The organism is Pseudotamlana agarivorans, from assembly GCF_001642835.1.
GTDB classification, from domain to species: Bacteria; Bacteroidota; Bacteroidia; order Flavobacteriales; family Flavobacteriaceae; genus Pseudotamlana; species Pseudotamlana agarivorans.
Map to the genome: position 1 here is coordinate 778548 of NZ_LXEI01000001.1, position 17397 is coordinate 795944.

A 17397-nucleotide genomic window follows, 5' to 3' on the forward strand; every position below is an offset into this window, starting at 1 on the left:
AATATTTAAACAGAACAGTTTAAAAGAAAAGTTCGAAAAAAACAGAACTACGATTTGAAATAGTATTCAATATGGATAAGTTCAGCCCATTTAATAATGGCACTACATTGTATTTTTAAATTAATTAAGCTGAAAAATGTACCGTTTTTACTTAATACGGTGTCTAGATGCCCTTAGCTCAAACCAATTTATATATCAAAATTTGATTCAAAAAAACACTTCTACACGCTCAGTGTGACATGAAAACAAGTGTTATTCCAAGAGGAATTTATGATAAAATGAAAGAATATTAATTGTTTTTGAACTCGGAAATTAAGCTAAAAACTATTTTAAAAACACCCCTATTTGCTACGCCAGGTACCTTCAATAAAAACGATGTTTCTATTTCGGTAGTCCTCAAGGGGATAATAACGCAAATATTTTTAATGACGTTTAATAAAAAAAATGATACGCTTTTAACTAAATACGGTGTCAGTCTGAGCTTGTCGAAGACCAAGTTTTGTAACAAAATTTAGATAAAACAACACTTCGACAAGCTCAGTGTGACATAAAAATTAGGGTTAAACCAAGAGATATTTATTGATAAAAAACCATTTTTGATTGTGTTTTCATTCTGAATTAAGACAAAAATTCTATTTAAAACACTCCTTCACGCTCCTCTATCGGATAATTCTGGAGTGATTTTTAAATACGTTTTTAATAAAAACTGATCCGTTCTTAACTAAATCTGGTGTCAGTCTGAGCTTGTCGAAGACACTTTTATGCATCAAAATTTAAACAAAAGACACTTCGATAAACTCAGTGTGACATAAATATTAAGGTTAAAACAAGAGGATTTATCGTAAAATAAAAGTATATAGATTGTTTTTGACCTCGGAATCTAGGCTAAAACCTAGTTTAAAAACACCCCTGTAATCATCTCAAAGAGATAATAACGCAAGTATTTATTATGGAGATTTAACTAAAATTGGAGATGATTTCTCATAAATACGACGTCAATTTAAGCCTGTTGAAGACCAATTTCTATTTCAAAATTTAAACAAAAAACACTTCGACACGCTCAGTGTGACATAAAAATTAAGGTTAAAGCAAGAAGGATTTATAGTAAAAATGTAGAATATTAATTGTTCTTAGACTCGGAATTCAGGGTAAAAACCACTTTTAAAACACCCCTGTAATCCCCTTAAGGGGATAATAACGCAGATATTTTTAATAGCGTTTAATTCAAATTGATACGATTTTAACTAAATATGACATCAATTTAAGCATGTTGAAGACCAATTTCTGTTTCAAAATTTAACTAAAAAACACTTTGACAAACTCAGTGTGACATAAATATTAAGATTAAAACAAGAGGAGTTTATTGTAAAAATGTAGAATATTAATTATTCTTAGACTCGGAATTTAGGCTAAAAACTAGTTTAAAACACACCCAAAATCTTCTCAAAGGGATAAAAACGCAAGTACTTGAAATGAAGTTTTTATTAAAATTGAAGACAATTTTAAATAAATAAGAGTCATTTTAAGCTTATGAAAGACCTATTTCTTTATCAAAATTTGACTATAACAGATGCTTCGACAAGCTTAGAATGACCCAAAATCATCTTAAAAACACTCTAAAAAAACACATGTTCCACGTGGAACGTTTTAAAAAAAATGCTTTTTTCGTCATTATCTACCCATGTAAACAAGCAATACAGAGATGTCATTTGGAGAAACACCACTAATTCTTGAAGCTTGAGAAACGGTAGTAGGTTGTATTTTTTTAAGCTTTTCACGAGCTTCAAAACTCATAGATTTAATTTGAGAATAATCAAAATTAGTTGGTATTTTAACGTACTCTAAACGGCTTAATTTATCGGCGTTATTCTTTTCCTTTGCAATATACCCAGCATATTTTACTTGTATTTCTGCCTGCTCAATAATCTCACGATCTAAGTTGTTTTCTTGAATATAAGCCTCTACACTATCCACTTTTCTAAGATCATCCATTTCAATATTTGGACGTGCAAAAACCTTAAACAACTTCCCTGATTGATTTACAGGCGATGAAGATTTACGCTCTAAAATAGGATTAATCACCTCCGGTTTAACGCTTGTTTTCTCAAAGAAGTCAACAAACTTTTCGGCAGCTTCATGCTTTTCTTCCATACGTTTTAAACGCTTTTCAGAAGCCAAACCAAGCTCAAAACCTTTTGGTGTTAATCGTAAATCAGCATTATCTTGACGCAACAAAGTACGATATTCGGCTCTTGACGTAAACATACGATAAGGCTCTTCCGTACCCTTAGTAATTAAATCATCTATTAAAACTCCTATATAAGCCTCATCTCTTTTTAAGGTAAACGCATCTCGTTCTTGAACTTTTAAACTCGCATTAATACCAGCCATCAAACCTTGAGAAGCGGCTTCTTCATAACCTGTTGTTCCGTTAATTTGCCCTGCGAAATACAACCCTTCAACCAACTTAGTTTCTAAAGTATGCTTCAATTGTGTAGGTGGGAAATAATCATATTCAATAGCGTATCCAGGTCTGAAGAATTTCACATTCTCAAAACCTACTACAGAACGTAACGCTTTAAATTGAACATCTTCTGGAAGCGATGTAGAAAAACCATTCACATAAACTTCACAGGTATGCCAGCCTTCAGGTTCGATAAATAATTGATGGCGGTCTTTATCCGCAAAACGATTTATTTTATCTTCTATAGACGGACAATAACGCGGACCTAAACTTTTAATACGTCCGTTGAACATAGGCGAACGATCAAACCCCTCACGCAACAAATCATGAACTTGTTCGCTAGTATAAGTCATATAACAAGAACGTTGTTCAACAAGCGGTTTTGTAATATCTAGAAATGAAAATTTTTCTGGATTATCATCTCCTGGCTGCTCGGTCATTTTAGAATAATCTAAGCTACGACCATCAACTCTTGGAGGCGTACCTGTTTTCATTCTACCAGATTCGAAACCTAAATCTACTAATTGTTCGGTAATACCTGTAGCAGCTTTTTCCCCTGCTCTACCACCACCAAAATTTTTATCTCCAATATGGATTAAACCATTTAAAAAAGTTCCATTGGTAAGCACAACAGATTTTGCTTTAATAGAAATACCAAGCGAAGTTTTTACTCCGGCTACACGTCCGTTTTCAATTAACAAACCAGCAACCATTTCCTGATAAAAATCTAAATTAGGAGTACCCTCTAAAAGCATACGCCAATCTTCAGCAAATCGCATACGGTCACTTTGAACCCTCGGACTCCACATAGCAGGTCCTTTAGATTTATTAAGCATTTTAAATTGTATAGCCGATGTATCAGACACAATACCACTGTAACCACCTAAAGCATCAATCTCACGAACAATTTGTCCTTTAGCAATACCTCCCATCGCTGGATTACAAGACATCTGAGCGATGTTTTGAAGGTTCATGGTAACTAATAAGGTTTTACTTCCCATATTAGCCGCAGCGGCCGCAGCTTCACTTCCTGCATGCCCAGCACCAACAACGATAACATCATAAACTTCGTTAAACATAATATCTGGTTTCAATACAGTGTTCCACGTGGAACACTAAAAATTTTTAGTTTGCAAATATACACTGAAATAAGGAAATCTACTTAAGTCGAGATAGATAGAAATTTTCCTTGCTACGCATCTGTTTAGCTTCATCATCTGTTTTGTCTTTATAACCACAGTAATGTAAAACACCATGAATGATGACCCGACACATTTCTTCATCGAAGTCAACATCATATTCTAAAGCATTATCACGAACGCGATCAACAGAAATATAAATATCTCCTTGAATTAATTTTCCTATAGAATAATCGAAGCTGATAATATCGGTTAAGGTATCATGTTTAAGAAACTCGACATTCAAATTATATAAATAATCATCATCACAAAAAATATAATTGATCTCTTCAAGCTTATATTCTTCATGCTTAATAGAGTCAGCAATCCATTTAGAAATACCCGCTTCAGAAGCGAGTTCAAATTCCGTTTCGTAATTAAAGTTAATCATGATCTTCCTTAAAATATTCCTTTACACGTTCCTTGTAATTTTGCTGCAAAGGTAAAGCTTGTCGGTTTAATATTTCGGTAGTTTTAAAATATTGTTTTGCCTTCGGAATTTGATCACTAGAAGTGCCTTTGAAATCATTATTAGGCGTTTGTGATTCCCGTTTATCTTCTTCACCTTGTTCTAGAGTCGCGTTTTCTAAACGCATTAACTGATGTTTCAAATTCATCATACGCTGAAGGGTTCGTTTGGTAAATCCTTCATTCAACAAATCCATTTCAATACGCTCCATTTGACGCGTCAAAGCACCTCCTGTTCCAGATTTACCTTCCTTAGCTAGTTTCTCTTCTAAAGCTTCACGAAGTGCTTGCTGCTGTTTGTAAATTTCAAATAATAAAGCTTCTTGCGAATCGCCATCACCATTTCCAGAACCCGATTTACCGTCGCCTTCTTGTCCTGATGATTCACCATCTTGACCAGGTTTACCTGATTTACCTTTTTCGCCATTTTTATCGCCTTCCTTAGAACCTTCTTGGCCTTCACCTTCCTGCTGCCCTTTTCCTTCTTTAGGCTTTCCCTTTTCACCTTCAGACATGCCTTCCTCCATCATCTTGTTTAATTCCTCCTGCCCCATAATAATATCAGGAAGCTGCATCTCTCCTTCTCCACCTTTTCCAGCAGACATACTCAAACTCTCCTCCATGTTGTCTAAAACATCACTTAAAAAATCGGAAAGATTATTAGTAGCTGTAATGGTGAATTGCTGATTAGAGATGCCTTGAAACACATGATTCTCTGCAAATAACTCAAGCGCTTTATCAATGTTGTAATATACCTCGGAGATTTCTTTATTAACTTGTTCCGATAATTTTGGCTGACGTAAAGACAAAGCAAAAAGACTATCATCTACATGCTCGAAATAAACCCTTAAATCATTTTGCTTTTTAAGGTAGTTGGCAAACTTATTATGATCACCTTGGATATTTCTAAACCGGTCCATAAGTTCTTCTTGTTCGAAAGAGAACAGCACTAAATTGTCAAGTACCTGACGCAACATTTCGGTGTCTTCCTGCATCGATTCGGCACCACCCATTTGCATAGCAGATTTCATCTGAGCACTCATCTGCTTCATTTTTTCAGCAGCTTTCTTCTGACTCTTTTGAGCATTTTTTAAATTTTCATTTTGTTCCTCAGGTTTACCTTCTTTATCTTCTTCTAATTTTTGAAGTTCATCAAGCGCATTTTTTTGTTCGGACTGCACTTCATTTTCGTGAAGTTTATCACGCGGAATTTCAATAGGCTTTTTTAAAGATTTACTTTCCTCTTCTAATTTTTCAACCTCCTTTTTATAGGCTTCAAAACTTTTATTTAAAGCATCTTGTTTTTCAGATTGATTTTCAGATTTAGGTTTGTTGGAAAGTGCTTCTTGTTCCGCAGCAAGTTTTAACAAATCCTCCTGAAGTTTCTCCAATTTCTTTTCAACATAAAAACGCTTGGTTAATTCTAACATCTGCTCCAAGCTACGTTTCTTGTTTTTATTTTGTTTTGAGAGCTCCTCAAGTTTATTAATCAGTTCTTCTTTATTAATTTTTTCTTGAAGACGTTCTAGCGCTTCCAGCAATTTTTCATCCTTTTTTAACTGTTCTTCGTTGTCCTTTAAACGCTTTTTCAAATCTTCTTTAAATTCGTCCTTATCCTCATTTTCTTTTTGAAACTCTTCTAAATTATCATTAAGCTTTTTGTTGAACTGTTTCATCATAGCATCCTGCTGCTTTTGATATTTCAGAAAAGATTCTAACTTCTTTTTATCATTAAAATTTAAAACCTTTTTTTCGCGTTGCGTTTTGGTTAATTGCTCCAAGGACTTTTGTTGCGTATCAAATTTATTTAGAGATTTATTCAAATCCTGAATCGCATCTTGCTGTTCATTTAGGTTTTTCTCAATAGCTTCTTCATTCGTACGCTTTCTATAGTTAAAAACCTGACTTTTAACCGACTTTAAACCGTTAACTAGATCATTATCAGTAACTTGAAAATATAAATCATAAGATATCCCTGCTTCAATATATAAATTATTAGGGAAAGCAGTAACAAATTCTGAAACATTGGAATTAGAAAATGGCAAGGCAACAAACTGTTTGGCTGATTCATCATTAGAAGGGTAATAAACCATTTGTAATTTAGAAAAGCCATAATCGTCACTCACCTGACCATAAAAATAAAGCGATTGTAAATCTACCGTATCCTTTTCAACCTTGATGTTCATTTCAGGATGCTCATCTTTAACAACAGCAATCGAAAAATCTAAATTTTCGTAATTTTTAAGTTTCGTATTACTGGTACTTAATCCGTAATTAAAATGATTAAACGCCTGCTTAGAATATTTAAAGGCATTAGCACCATCAGAAATAAAAAGACTGGTGTCTTTAGATACAAACTGTACTTCGTTGGTAGACTTGGTTTGAACTTGCCAAGTAATTTTCGTGCCTTCAGGAACCAAAGCATTACCAGTACTTTTCAAAGTTTCATTAACTTTTTTAGTATAATTTGGATAATCCAAAATCATATTAAAACTCACTAAAGAAGGCGTAGGAATAACATTTATTTGATAGTTTTTAGAATACACATCGTTTGCCGACAAACGGAAATCTATGGCTTCTTTAGGTTGAGAAAACACATATTCAAAAGTACCTACCCCCTTTTCTTCTAAAAAGTAAACCTCGTCATTATAGAGAATTTGAACAGATTCAGGAACCACTTCACCAACAGTTTCTACACGCAAAGTAAAATCCTTATTCTCTACTGCGTTTAAATCATTATTGATTACAAAAAATTTGAAAGGTGCAGGCGGTTCGTAAGCCGTTTTATAATCGACCACCCGTTTATAACTCGCGCTAAATCCATTAATATGACCAGACAAAAACACCAATAAAACAATAAGCACAGGAATGGCTGCGTACTTTAAATACTTTGTCGTCGATTTAAAATTAACAGCTAATTTAAAAGGCACTGGTTGGAGCTCTAATGATTTTTGCTCAATACTCGCCAAGAGTAATTCCGATTGCTCTTTATTCTGATGTAATTGTAAAACGTTAAGCAATTTATCGTTGACTTCGGGAAAATGTTTACCAATAATTTTTGAAGCAAATTCGTAATCAATACCCTTTTGAAGTTTAAATAGTTTGGCTAATGGGAGGACTAAAAATTTAATAAGTAAGCCTAATTCCACAATAACGAACAACCAAAACAGTACCGTTCTAGATGTAGGGTTTAACCATAAAACAGATTCTATAAAAAGAGTTAGAAGAAAATACAGCAAGCCTATTGTAAAAAATAATAGGGCACCTCTAAGCAATTCATTAATATAAAATCGCCTGATAAATACCTCTAACTTTTCTTGTATGATTTTAAAATGATTCATGCACGCCTCTAAACCTATTCGTTGATAATCTTTTAACTTACTAAACTACAATTTTATTTTTTACGAGGTTCTAAATTAGCTGTTAATTGTATCTTTGCAGCGCTTCTTGACACCTTGTTTAAGAGGCTATTTTCAACAGAAACATTATATCATGACCAAAAAAGTTCGTGTGCGTTTTGCACCTAGCCCGACAGGACCTTTACATATTGGAGGCGTAAGAACCGCCTTATTCAACTATTTATTTGCCAAGAAACATGGTGGCGATTTTATTCTACGTATTGAAGATACCGATCAAAATCGCTATGTTGAAGGTGCTGAACAATACATTATTGATGCCCTAAAATGGTGCGGAATGCCTATTGATGAAGGTGTTGGTAAAGAAGGCGCCTTTGGTCCTTACCGACAAAGTGAGCGTAAAGATTTATATAAACAATACGCCGATGAGTTAATTGCTTCGGGTAATGCCTATTATGCTTTTGATACAGCTGAAAATTTAGATTTCCACAGAAAAGATCATGAAGCTAAAGGAAAAACTTTTATTTATAATTGGCACAACCGCTTAAAATTGAGTAATTCTTTATCGCTTAGCGCGGAAGAAACACAGGCTAAAATTGATGCTGGTGAAGATTACGTGATTCGTTTTAAATCGCCACAAGATGAAACTTTACATCTTAAAGATATTATCCGTGGTGATATTAAAATCGACACCAATATTTTAGATGATAAAGTATTGTTTAAAAGTGATGGGATGCCAACCTATCATTTAGCGAATATTGTAGACGACCATTTGATGGAAATTACCCATGTGATTCGTGGTGAAGAATGGTTACCTTCTTTAGCCCTACACTATCAATTATATAAAGCCTTCGAATGGGAAGCTCCAGAATTTGCCCATTTACCTTTAATTTTAAAACCTACTGGTAAAGGAAAATTAAGCAAACGTGATGGCGATAAATTAGGTTTTCCTGTATTTCCTTTAGAATGGAAGGATCCAAAAACAAACGAAATTTCTAGAGGTTATAAAGAAGATGGTTATTTCCCAGAAGCCATGGTAAACTTCCTAGCCTTTTTAGGGTGGAATCCTGGAACAGAACAAGAGATTTTTAGTCTTGATCAGCTTATTAATGATTTCGATTTAAAACGTGTGAACAAAGCAGGAGCTCGTTTCGATCCGGATAAAACAAAATGGTTTAACCACCATTACATGCAAGAGCAACACGACGAGGTATTAGCGGAAACTTTTAAACCTATTGTTGACGCTAAATTAAATGCCGACATCGATAGTCAGTACATCGGTATGGCCATTGGTTTGGTTAAAGAGCGTGCCATATTTGTATCAGATTTTTGGGATTTAACCCATTATTTTTTCACGGCACCAACATCATACGATGAAAAAGCCTCGAAAAAAGCATTTAAAGAAGATACAAAAGCTATTTTATCTGAAGTTATTTCTATCGTGAATGGTATTGAAGATTTTACTGTTGATAACATTCAAACAGCGATAAAAGGATGGATTACAAGCAACGAAATTGGTTTCGGAAAAGTGATGATGCCTTTACGTTTGGCTTTGGTTGGCGCTTTACAAGGTCCAGATGTTTTTGATATCATGTACATGATTGGCAAAAATGAAAGCATAAAGCGTATTGAAAACGTAATAACCTTACTTTAATAAAGTAAAAATATACATCATAAAAAAGGGAAGCATTTTATTAGAAATGCTTCCCTTTTTACTTTCAGTTACAGTACTCCATAAATTTTAGCTTTTTAAATCCATAATGTGTTTGAAATTAATTCGTTTAAAAAAATCATTTTGTAACAAAAATGAGTGTATAGAAGACTAATAGTAAAAATGACTTATATTTCATACATCAAACTTTAACCTTTCAATATAGATTAAAGTTTGTATATTAATTTCTATAAATTTTTAATCTAAAAAATTATGTCTTTCATTTTATTTCCCATTATTTTTTTAGGCCTCATTATCATTATTACAGGCTTATTTACAGTTAAACAACAAACGGCAGCTATTATTGAACGCTTTGGTAAATTTCAAAGCATTCGCCAATCTGGATTACAACTAAAAATACCGTTGGTTGATCGTGTTTCTGGGCGTTTAAGTTTAAAAATTCAACAATTAGACGTTATCATTGAGACTAAAACTTTGGATGATGTATTTGTAAGACTTAAAGTATCTGTACAATACAAAGTGATAAAAGAAAAAGTATACGATGCCTTTTATAAACTAGATTATCCGCATGAGCAAATTACGTCATACGTCTTTGATGTCGTTCGTGCTGAAGTTCCAAAAATGAAATTAGACGATGTCTTTGTTAAAAAAGATGATATTGCATTAGCTGTAAAAGCTGAATTAAATGATGCCATGCTTGATTATGGTTTTGATATCATTAAAACCTTAGTCACCGATATTGATCCAGATCCACAAGTAAAAGCAGCCATGAACCGTATTAATGCTGCCGACAGGGAAAAAACAGCAGCCCAATATGAAGGTGATGCACAACGTATTTTAATTGTTGAAAAAGCAAAAGCAGAAGCCGAAAGTAAACGTTTACAAGGACAAGGTATTGCCGATCAACGTCGTGAAATTGCACGTGGTTTAGAAGAATCTGTTGAAGTATTAAATCGAGTGGGTATAAACAGTCAAGAAGCTTCGGCATTAATTGTCGTAACACAGCACTACGATACACTGCAATCTTTAGGAGAAGAAACTAATAGTAACCTCATTTTATTACCTAATGCACCACAGGCTGGAAGTAATATGCTAAACGATATGGTAGCAAGTTTTACAGCAAGTAACCAAATTGGAGAAATGATGAAGGAGAATAAAAAGAAAGCTCAAGAGAATAATGATTAATTTGTTCTTTATTGATTTGTTTAGTTAACAAAACGCAACTGATTGCTAAATTCTAAAAAAGCCTTATGTTTTAACGACGTAAGGCTTTTTTATTGAAGATTCTAATTGTATTTAATTAGACACTAATTTGTTCTTTATGAATTTTAGTTTAAACAAGTTACAATTGTTTGTTTTTCGTCATGCCGAACGTGTTTCGGCATCTCATTACATATCAAATCTTTATGTTATAATGTGACCCTGAAATAAATTCAGGGTGACGTGTAACTTTTCTATCAACAGCGGTTATTCAAAAAACATCTACACCATTAAACGCTTAAACAAATAAACAACCCTACTTAAAAGGGTGTCTTTCCTCCCACTCTTGCTTGGGATTCATCAGTTTAAAAACCGGCTTTAAAACCCAATTCCAGAACTTATTGGTGTGCTTCATATACATTTCCATAGGTATTGCTTTAGCCCCTACAGAACTCTTAATCGCCATAGCTGTTCTCGCGTAAACCACATTTTTAAAGTTATTTTCTATACCAAACTGCAGCATATCATAAAGCATATTTAAATAAAGCTGATTGGTAAATTGATGGGCTTTGTCATAACCCAAAAAGTAAGTTTCTAATTGCTGACCGTTTAAAATAAGGGTGTAAAAGCCGACTAAAGTACCATCTAAAAAGTAACCATATACTTTAAAATTGGTTCCTAGTTGTTGTTTTAAGCTTAAAAAATGGTTTCCGGGTAATACAAAAGAATTAAACTTGGCGTTATTGGAGACGTTCAAATATAATTTATGAAGCGTCTCATGATGGATTTTAACAAGCTCTAAATCCAGTTCTTTGCTAATAATTTTTCCAAACTTTTTTTTAGCGCGTTTATAACGGTCTCTATATTTCTTAGTTAGTTCTGATGTATAGTCTCCAAAATTTACCCAATTAGGCTGCAGGTTCATAATCATATTAGGCTGCACGGCCACTTGATGTAAGCCTTCGCTTTTATATACCTGAGATTGGTTATATAGTAAATCATCTTTAAAAAAATCCTTAAAAATGACTAAGCGCACCGTTTTACCATGGCTCTCTTTAATACGCATTTTAAGCGTTTTTAACGCATTAAAAACTAAACTCGTGTATTCACTAAAAGAAATGGTGTTTTTATCGTAAAACATGCCATGTTGACCTGTGTGTGTAAGATTTCCAACAACTAACACATTGCCTTTTAAAACTTTTGAAATATGTCGTTGAAAAAACTCTTTAACGCAGGACACCTCAGTTTCCCGAAACATATCTTTAAGATATAATTTCACATGCTGAACGATACTTATCCCAACCAATTGATCGTCTATAAAAACAACAACATAATACAACTGAATGTTGGTGGGAATACCCGTTTCTAAAGCTTGTAAATACTTTTTTTGTAGAAAAATGTCATGTCCCACTAAATCATCCCATGATTGTGGAAGCACTTCAGAAGCATCGTAAATTTTATAGGTTTTCAATAGAAATGAAAAAGACTGAAAATTACAATTCTCAGTCTTTATTTTAGTTAAAACTTTACAAAAATAATAGGATTACCAAGCACAAATAATGCCACCCATAATAGCTAAAGTGACAATCCAATAACCACTGTTTATAAAGATATATTTTGCGCCCTTTCTTTCAAAAAGTGCATTAGTACCTAAAATGGGTAAGGCAATAAATATTCCTGTTAATGTACCATGTAAGGCACCATGTTTAAAGGTTCTAAAGGCATTTCCATAATCTGAGAGAAATGCGGTATAGGAAGGCAAAGCGTTAGTAGGATCACCACCAACCAAGCTTAAAGCGCCAACTTGATGAATAACAATACCAGGAAGTGCAGATGATAATAAAAAGGCAAAAAAGAGTGCTAAAATAAAGATCTTAGCCATATTACCGTCTTTCAAATCGGCTTCAGTTAGGCCAGTAGCACGCATCCAAGCATTTCCAAATACTTTAGGGTGATACCAAATAAATCCGATAACCAGTGCCGAAATAGCAGCTACAAGCATCGCTAGAAGATTAAAATAAGATTCCATTATTTAATGTTTAGTGGTTAGAATTCTAAATATAATTAAAATACCTGATTATCAGTCCATAAAATAAAGAAGCTGCTTAAAAAGTTGGTTTTACGTCAATCTGAATTTATTTCAGATTCTCACAATTATTGATTCATAATGTGAGGTGATACTGTGTCGAGCACAGCATGACGCTTGTTATAACTTTTTAAGCAGCCTATTTATTAAATTGGTGTTTATTAAAAACACCAATTTTTATCTACTAAATCGCGTTGGCTACAGCCACTAATATGTCATTTTTATCTTCGGTAGCTTTATCTATAAAAGCATTAATATCATCATTTTTAGTTTGACCATTTTTTAATAATACGCCTAAAGTTAAAGCAACAGCAATACGCGTTCCTACCTTTTTAGCAGCAGTATTAAACAAAGGCTGTAACTCTTCATAACTTACTTTTTCAGCTAATTCTAATATTTCAGCTTTAACCTTTTCTTGCTTAGCTTCAGGTAAATTGGTGTATTTTTTACCCAATTGCTGAATCACATCTATAGCCTTACGTTCTGGTCTGTTTTGCGTATTATTTTGAGCTGGTTTATTTTGTGGTTTTGGTTGCGCTTTAGCCCATGAATCGCGTAAACCAACTGTTTTATTAAAGACTAACTTTTCTGAAGTGCTATCGTCATCAACATTAAAATAACCTAAACGTTGAAATTGAAAACGGTCGCCAATTTTAGCTTCTTGTAAACTAGGTTCTACAAAAGCATTGATAATTTTTAAAGAATTCGGATTAATAAATTCCATAAAGTCTTTGTCTTGATGGCTATCTGGAGCTTCATCATTAAACAAGCGATCGTACTCACGAACTTCAGCTTTAATCGCATGCCCAATAGACACCCAATGCAATGTGCCTTTAACACGCTTGGTGGTATCTTCAGAATAGGTACAATGAATTTCAATTACTTCACCTTTGTCATCTTTAACAACCGATTCCGCCTTAATGATATAAGCATTTTTTAAACGGACTTCACCTCCTAATTTTAAACGGAAAAACTTGTTACCAGCTTCTTCTTTAAAATCTTCTTTTTCAATATATAATTCACGAGAAAAAGGCACCTTTCTAAATCCGGCACTTTCATCTTCCTGATTATTTTCAGCCTCTAACCACTCTACTTTATCTTCTGGGTAATTAGTAATAACCAGTTTTACAGGATCTAAAACAGCCATAACACGTGGAGCTGTTTTATTTAAATCTTCACGAATACAAAATTCTAAAAGCGATACGTCAATCACGTTTTCACGTTTAGCCACACCAACCGTTTCTACAAATTTTCTAATGGCCGCAGGCGTATATCCACGACGACGTAAACCAGAAATGGTAGGCATTCTTGGATCGTCCCATCCATTAACAATACCATCTTCAACCAATTTAAGCAGCTTTCGCTTACTCATAATCGTATAACTTAAATTTAAACGTGCAAATTCGCGTTGTTTTGGTCTAAGCTTATCGTCTTCTACAACTTGGTCTAAAAACCAATCGTAAAGTTCTCTATGTGGTTTAAATTCCAAAGAACATAAAGAATGTGAAATTTGCTCTAAATAATCACTCTCACCATGCGTCCAGTCATACATCGGATAGATACACCAATCGTTAGCTGTTCTGTGATGATGTTTCTTTAAAACACGGTAAATGATAGGATCACGCATAAGCATATTAGGATGCTGCATGTCAATTTTAGCACGTAAAATATGTTCACCTTCGTCGAATTCACCATTTTTCATGCGTTCAAAAAGGTCGAGATTTTCTTCTACAGTTCTATTTCTAAACGGCCCATCAACACCAGGTTGTGTAGGCGTCCCTTTTTGCTCGGCCATAGCCTCACTAGACTGGGAATCTACATAAGCTTTATCCTCTTTAATTAACTGTACGGCCCAATCGTAAAGTTGTTGAAAATAATCGGAAGAAAACAACTCCTTATCCCAAGTATACCCCAACCAAGCGACATCTTTTTTAATCGCATCCACATACTCCTGCTCTTCTTTAGCCGGATTGGTATCATCGAATCTTAAATTAACAGGGGCCTTATATTTTTCACCTAAACCAAAACTAATACCGATGGCTTTGGTATGACCAATATGTAAATAACCATTTGGTTCTGGAGGAAATCTAAAACGTAAGTCATCTTTAGACATCCCGTTAGCTAGATCTTCTTCTATAATTTGCTCAATAAAATTGAGAGATTTTCTTTCTTCAGACATTTTCTGATTTTTTTCAACTAAATAAGGGTCAAAATTACGGAAAATCAAGTTATTTTTGTCCATTATATCTAATCAAGCGTAATAAAAATTATTTCAGTATATTAAAGCATCTAACGACGTTATACTAAAAGAAATATTTTTATGAAAAATTTAGATTATACCTGTCCGAAATGCGAAAACAAAACCTATAGCATCGGACAAATGCGCGCAACGGGTGGTACATTATCTAAAATATTTGATGTACAGAATCAAAAATTTACATCGGTAACCTGTAAACGTTGCACTTATACAGAATTTTATAAAACTAAAACGAGTGCGTTAAGTAACGTATTCGATCTATTTACATAAATATGGGAATTATAACCGTTGAAAACATTAGAATTTTTGCCCACCATGGTTGTTTAAAAGAAGAAACTAAAATTGGTAGTGATTATTCGGTGAATTTAAAAGTTGAAGCTGATTTACAAAAATCGGCAAAGTCTGATAAACTAAGTGATACTGTAGATTATGTATTCTTAAATAGGGTTATTAAAGAGGAAATGAACAAACCTTCTCAACTTTTAGAAACGGTTGCAAAACGCATATTGAATCGTATTTTTAAAGAAGATGATTTGGTTAAAAAAGCGACTGTTTGGGTAAGTAAATTAAACCCTCCCATTGGTGGTGATGTTGAGAAAGTGACTATAAAAATGCGCAAAAAGCGTAAAAAGTAATTTTATATAAAAAAAAGTCACATTTTTTTATACATTTGCAGCAGATTTCAGAAACCCTGAAATTTTACATATAAATGGCGTCGTGGCCGAGTGGCTAGGCAGAGGTCTGCAAAACCTTGTACAGCGGTTCGAATCCGCTCGACGCCTCAAAAAAGCTTTCAGTTTTCTGGAAGCTTTTTTTTATCATAATACTTACCTTTAATTTCCTAAATTAATTGAAAAGTTTATCCAATAAAAAAGGAGAAATCCTATGAAATTTCTCCTTTTTTAAACTTATTAAATTAGATTTTTATCTTCTAAAACCACCACCACGGAATCCGCCGCCAAATCCACCGCCAAAACTAGAACGGTTAAAAGTTCCACCTCGATTCATGTATAAATTATGTGCATTATACGAATTTGGTCGACGATCTTGAAAAGTTTGTTTTGGATGATTATCGAAATGGTCATTTCTCGATAACTCATGATGGTTTGTGTTTGATTTTAAATTATGATTTGGGTTATTAGGATGGTTATTATGGTTTGGATGGAAGTGATTATAATTACCATGATGATAAACATTATGTGTATTAATACGAACATTTATGTTATTATGGTAAATGTATGGTGGGAATGGTCGCCAAGGACGGAAAAAAGGAGGAAAATAACCCCAATAAAACGGTGATATCCATGGTCTAAACATAGGTCCCCAAAACCAATCCATAATAAGTGGCGTCATGGCAAAATCTGGGTAAATATAATAATCAGGGCCATAAATATTCACATTACCAACAACTTGAACAGACTTATCTTCTTTTTTAACGTTTATAGTGGCAACGTCCTGGTATTTATCTTTACCAATAATATCTTGTATGATAACAACTTTTTCATCCTGGTTATCTTTACAAACCACTCTTAAATAATCGACATCACCATCTTTATTTAAATCAAGATTAGAAATTTGTGTTTTAGGATCATTAAGCCTTTTTTCAAAATCTTCTAAATCTTTAGATTCACCAAATACAGATGATACGGCCTCTAAATCTAAATTATCACTAATATCAGGATCGTCCTTAACTAATTGGGCCGTTGGAGTTGTATTAAACAACTGAGTATCTGTTGGAGGCCCAAGTGTATCGTTATTTGTAGAAGTGGTTGAACTACTAGAACTAGAACCACAACCAAACACACTAAATAATACCGAGGCACAAATAACCAAAGCTTTATTTTTCATACTTTTTAAATTTTTATTAAACTGAAATAAATATAAAGCTATTTTTACAGTGTATCACTATTTTCTTTGTAATCAATAGTTAATCGTGATATATCTGATGCTCTAACTTTTCTTTATTTTTCTCATAAGCATTTGGAAATACACCTTGAACTAACAATAAAATACCAAAAGCAAGAATAACGATAGCAATCACTTTTTTAGTTTTAAAAATAAGTCGTGGTGTAAGCTTAGCTTTTAAGCGTTTTGCTATAAGAATTTTTATTAAATCTGCAAGAAAGTAAGAAGCCAACATCGAAGTTATAAAGATAGCCCCACCATGTTCTGAAGACGTTAAAGAATCGCCTAAAACTATAAAACCAAGCCAGCCTAATAGCACCCCAATATTGATGAAATTAAGTAAAAATCCTTTTATAAAAAGTTTACCATAAGCTTTATTAATTTCAACTTTATAGTACTCTTTAACAATGGTTCTAAAGGATTTTGAGGTTTTTATAAAGGAAATAATACCATAAACAATGAGTAAAACGCCTCCAAAAATCAAGAAACTGGGATCGTTTCCAATTTTACCTCTTAAATTATTGGTACTATAAAAAGCAATTAGGATAAAGATAATATCAGCAAGGATAACGCCTAAATCGAAAATTATGGCAGCTCTAAACCCTTTAGTAGCACTGGTTTCAAGTAACACAAAAAAAACAGGACCAATGGTAAAGGCTAATATGATTCCAAATGGAACGGCTGTTAAAATATCATCAAACATCTATATGGAAAGCTTTACACAAAGTAAAGAAATATTTTTAAAACAACGGGTTTACATAATTATTGAATGCATGCCGTTTGAGATGACAAAAAAAAAGTGTGACACTTA

12 protein-coding genes and 1 tRNA gene are annotated in these 17397 nt (G+C 33.4%); 5 read left to right on the forward strand and 8 right to left on the reverse strand.

All coding sequences use genetic code 11. The annotated features are described in order from the left end of the window. Positions 1-1671 precede the first annotated feature (1671 nt). The 3 genes from mnmG to A6I66_RS03315 all read right to left on the reverse strand — a co-directional run bounded on the left by mnmG (position 1672) and on the right by A6I66_RS03315 (position 7451). On the reverse strand, positions 1672-3543 hold the full coding sequence (gene mnmG, locus A6I66_RS03305) for a tRNA uridine-5-carboxymethylaminomethyl(34) synthesis enzyme MnmG (RefSeq protein WP_067145634.1): 1872 nt from the start codon (positions 3541-3543) through the stop codon (positions 1672-1674). 79 nt (positions 3544-3622) lie between these two features. Further along, positions 3623-4033 carry an rRNA maturation RNase YbeY gene (gene ybeY, locus A6I66_RS03310; protein WP_067145502.1) on the reverse strand — a complete coding sequence of 137 codons (411 nt, stop codon included), beginning with the start codon at positions 4031-4033 and terminating at the stop codon, positions 3623-3625. Beyond that, complete coding sequence (locus tag A6I66_RS03315) at positions 4026-7451, reverse strand: DUF4175 family protein (protein WP_067145504.1); 3426 nt, start codon at positions 7449-7451, stop codon at positions 4026-4028. Before A6I66_RS03315 ends, ybeY begins: the two co-directional genes overlap by 8 nt. 151 nt (positions 7452-7602) lie before the next feature. On the opposite strand from A6I66_RS03315, the gene gltX reads away from it, so the two are divergent. Both gltX and A6I66_RS03325 read left to right on the forward strand, forming a co-directional pair. Further along, the gene (gene gltX, locus A6I66_RS03320; RefSeq protein ID WP_067145506.1) at positions 7603-9120 is read left to right on the forward strand and encodes a glutamate--tRNA ligase; all 1518 of its coding nucleotides are present in this window, start codon (positions 7603-7605) and stop codon (positions 9118-9120) included. Between the two features lie 270 nt (positions 9121-9390). Continuing rightward, a complete protein-coding gene (locus A6I66_RS03325) occupies positions 9391-10323 on the forward strand; it encodes an SPFH domain-containing protein (protein WP_067145507.1) in 933 nt (310 codons plus the stop codon). Between the two features lie 331 nt (positions 10324-10654). On the opposite strand, the gene A6I66_RS03330 is transcribed toward A6I66_RS03325, so the two are convergent. The 3 genes from A6I66_RS03330 to A6I66_RS03340 form a co-directional block, all read right to left on the reverse strand. Continuing rightward, complete coding sequence (locus A6I66_RS03330; RefSeq protein WP_067145509.1) at positions 10655-11809, reverse strand: hypothetical protein; 1155 nt, start codon at positions 11807-11809, stop codon at positions 10655-10657. Between the two features lie 72 nt (positions 11810-11881). Then, positions 11882-12367 (reverse strand): DUF1761 domain-containing protein, encoded by a 486-nt coding sequence (locus A6I66_RS03335; protein ID WP_067145511.1) that lies wholly within the window; start codon positions 12365-12367, stop codon positions 11882-11884. Positions 12368-12608: 241 nt separating this feature from the next. Beyond that, positions 12609-14603, reverse strand: a complete 1995-nt coding sequence (locus A6I66_RS03340) for a glutamine--tRNA ligase/YqeY domain fusion protein (RefSeq protein ID WP_067145635.1) — start codon at positions 14601-14603, stop codon at positions 12609-12611. Positions 14604-14744: 141 nt separating this feature from the next. Here A6I66_RS03340 and A6I66_RS03345 point away from each other — a divergent pair, with 141 nt between their 5' ends. From A6I66_RS03345 to A6I66_RS03355, 3 genes are all read left to right on the forward strand, one after another. Beyond that, positions 14745-14951 carry a zinc ribbon domain-containing protein gene (locus A6I66_RS03345; RefSeq protein ID WP_067145513.1) on the forward strand — a complete coding sequence of 69 codons (207 nt, stop codon included), beginning with the start codon at positions 14745-14747 and terminating at the stop codon, positions 14949-14951. Between the two features lie 2 nt (positions 14952-14953). Next, complete coding sequence (gene folB / locus A6I66_RS03350; RefSeq protein ID WP_067145515.1) at positions 14954-15316, forward strand: dihydroneopterin aldolase; 363 nt, start codon at positions 14954-14956, stop codon at positions 15314-15316. A gap of 76 nt (positions 15317-15392) precedes the next feature. Further along, a tRNA-Cys gene (locus A6I66_RS03355) sits at positions 15393-15463 on the forward strand. A 142-nt stretch (positions 15464-15605) separates the two neighbouring features. On the opposite strand, the gene A6I66_RS03360 is transcribed toward A6I66_RS03355, so the two are convergent. Then, on the reverse strand, positions 15606-16529 hold the full coding sequence (locus A6I66_RS03360; RefSeq protein WP_067145517.1) for a hypothetical protein: 924 nt from the start codon (positions 16527-16529) through the stop codon (positions 15606-15608). A 79-nt stretch (positions 16530-16608) separates the two neighbouring features. Continuing rightward, a complete protein-coding gene (locus A6I66_RS03365; protein ID WP_067145519.1) occupies positions 16609-17289 on the reverse strand; it encodes a LysE family translocator in 681 nt (226 codons plus the stop codon). Between the last annotated feature and the right edge of the window lie 108 nt (positions 17290-17397).